We start from the raw sequence: 2,555 nt of genomic DNA on the forward strand, positions 1-2,555 counted from the left end.
AAGGAAAGGACTTGACGTGGATCTCCCTTACGTGTCAGGGGTTGATTTCATTCTGGGCGACAGTTGCTACCCGCTCACGCTGCAAGAGGCGAGCGTTCTGCACGACTGGCTTGACGAGAGCGAGTCGCCGGCAAGGCAAGAACTCGCAGCCGCGATTCGCTACGAGGCCACGTTCACGCGACGCCCGACGGTGAGGCTCGACCTCGACGACATTGCGGTCCTGCGATCGGCTCTGTGCGCCGAGTACCTCGCCGAGCTGCCCGGGCTCGCGCTGATCCGGGCCGCCCTCTGCGAGCAGGCCGCGTAACACACGTCCCGTCCACCGGCGCCGCTTCCTCGTTCGGTACTAGGCAGGGATGTCGTCGTACTCGATGACGCCGGCAACGTAGCTGTGCTTGATCTTCGTGTGGCCATCCCGGAATGGGCCGGTCCGGTACTCGTAGAGGCGGACCTCCGGTCTCTGGTCTTCGGGAGCGGTCGAGTACACGGTGGCGAAGTCACCATCGATCTTGCCGAGCTCGGTCGCGAACCGAGACTGGATGTCGAAGACGTCGAAGGCGGATTTGTCGTGGCCGGCCGCGAGCTCGACGCCGATGACAAGTAGGGCGTCGTCGTTCTCGTTCTCCGCGTTGAAGGCTTGGAACGACTCGATCGATCGGTCGATCGCCGGGATGGCGTGGAGCGCCTGACGAATGCCGTCGGGCGAGACCGTCGTGCCGAAGAACGACACGCTCAGGTCGGAGCGTCCGTAGTGGAAGAGCAGCGGCAGGCTGAGCATCCGGACCCCGCGAGCGCGTAGCCCCTCGATGAGGTCACAGCGGCCGGCCCGCTCGATGGCGGCGATCGCGTCGCGGTAGCGCATCGTGTGGCCGACGTCGTGGATGTTGTACCGGATCTTCGGGGCAATGTTGGACGGGCGGTTGAGGCTGAACAGCAGCTCGTTCCGCTCGTTCGACTCGATGTAGTAGTCGAGTGGGTTGTACTGGAAGATGGAGGGGAGCGATCCGAAGTCTTTCACGAGCTCGCGTCGCAAGTGCTCGTCGGATGCGACCGCCTCGCGTAGCGCGATGGTGAACTCGTTCTCGTACGCGATGTTGATCTCCAGGTCGGATGCGCCGTAGCTGCCGATGACGCGGCCGAACGTCTTCGACAGGTGAGCCCGCATCTGGTCGGTGATCGCCTCGCCGCCGTAGATGGCGTCGACGGTGTAGCCGTCCCAGTCGAAATCGTGGTCGTCGACCAGGCTCTTCAGGAACGGCGGGTAGCCCAAGATCACGTAGTGGTACCCCGGCCCGAACGCCGTCATGGTCGAGAGGATCTTCTTGGCGTCGGATCCGGTGGACTTCAAGACGCAGAGCTCGCCGATTGACTGGCTCACGATCATGCCGGTCGCCCAGGCGCCGAGGACGAACGCGTTGATGGCGAAGATCGGCTCGCGCCCGAACGTGGCGGAGAACGACAGCTGTAGGAGCTGCTTGGTGTCCAGCCGCTCGTCCCAGCCCCGCACCCAGTTGGTCGGGGCGCCGGTGCTCCCGGAGGATTCGTCGACGGTCACGCCCATGGTCGGCAGCGAACCGCCCCAGCATCGGTCCTCGATGCGGTGCCGCTTGACGAACGACTCCTTGTCGGTCACGGGGACGCGGTCCCACGAGCTGGCCCGGAAGTCGTCACGCTGACTCTGCCGGTAGTGGTCTCGGTAGGCGGGAACCCGTTTCCTGGCTCGGCGTGCGAGGGCTGCGGCCCGGTGCCGGGAGACACCCCAGCGCAGCGGTTCCAGTGCGTTGACGAGCAGTAGCTGGGACAGGAGCTGGTGGCGGAGGGCCAGTCGTTCCACGGCGTTGGTCACGGCGACGACGGGCCGCCAGGCCAGGTCTTCGGCTGTCATCGCAGGTACTCCTCGATTGGCTTTCGCAGTGACCGCGGCGGCGGTGACGACGTGCCGGCCCGGAAGATCATCCAGAGCAGGTCGCCCGGCGCCTCGTTGACTCCGATCATTCGCAGCAGCCGACCTCGGGCGGCATTGTCGGTGATGATCGAGCCGTACGGCTGCAGGTAGTAGCCGTGCTCGGTCAGCGTGATCCAGGCGTCCATCAGGATTCGGCCCGCCTGAAACTGGTCGCGACGCGTCGCCAGCGGCCCGTAGATCCATCCGACGCTGGCGGCACGGTTCTGTGAGAGGTACTGCATCGTGAGCCATCGTCGTACGACCCCGAACCGGAGCAGCGACCTCAGTCGAAAGACGAGCCAGATCTTCCAGGCCGGCGTCGCGAGCGACGCCGGTGTGAAGCCGCTGCGGAAGCGTCGGCGAGACCGCTTCGTGTACCGGATCCAATGGTCGAGCTCTCGGCTCGTGCTCTTGTCCTGGAGGTCCTCCAGCAGGATCTCGTTGTTCAGCTCCAACACCGCCGCGACGATCCCGGGGTCTGTCGTGATCGTCAACGCCGTGTGGCCGTCGCCGAGCGCCTGCACGGCGCCGATCGCGGCGTCGCTGACGGGCTCGGCGCCGTAGGCGAACCGACTGGTCTGGCGCGCGTGGAGCCGCGCGGCCAGTGCCG

General features: G+C 65.8%; 3 protein-coding genes. 1 reads left to right on the top strand and 2 read right to left on the bottom strand.

The window, feature by feature from the left end; genetic code table 11:
- On the top strand, positions 1-307 hold a 307-nt coding region (locus tag VFX99_RS11565), incomplete at its 5' end, for a hypothetical protein (protein ID WP_329666443.1).
- A gap of 39 nt (positions 308-346) precedes the next feature.
- On the opposite strand, the gene VFX99_RS11570 is transcribed toward VFX99_RS11565, so the two are convergent.
- Positions 347-1,885 (bottom strand): CoF synthetase, encoded by a 1,539-nt coding sequence (locus VFX99_RS11570; protein ID WP_329666444.1) that lies wholly within the window; start codon positions 1,883-1,885, stop codon positions 347-349.
- On the bottom strand, positions 1,882-2,555 hold a 674-nt coding region (locus VFX99_RS11575), incomplete at its 5' end, for a hypothetical protein (RefSeq protein WP_329666445.1). The genes VFX99_RS11570 and VFX99_RS11575, both read right to left, overlap by 4 nt.

The organism is Microbacterium sp. (assembly GCF_036277215.1).
GTDB lineage: Bacteria > Actinomycetota > Actinomycetes > Actinomycetales > Microbacteriaceae > Microbacterium.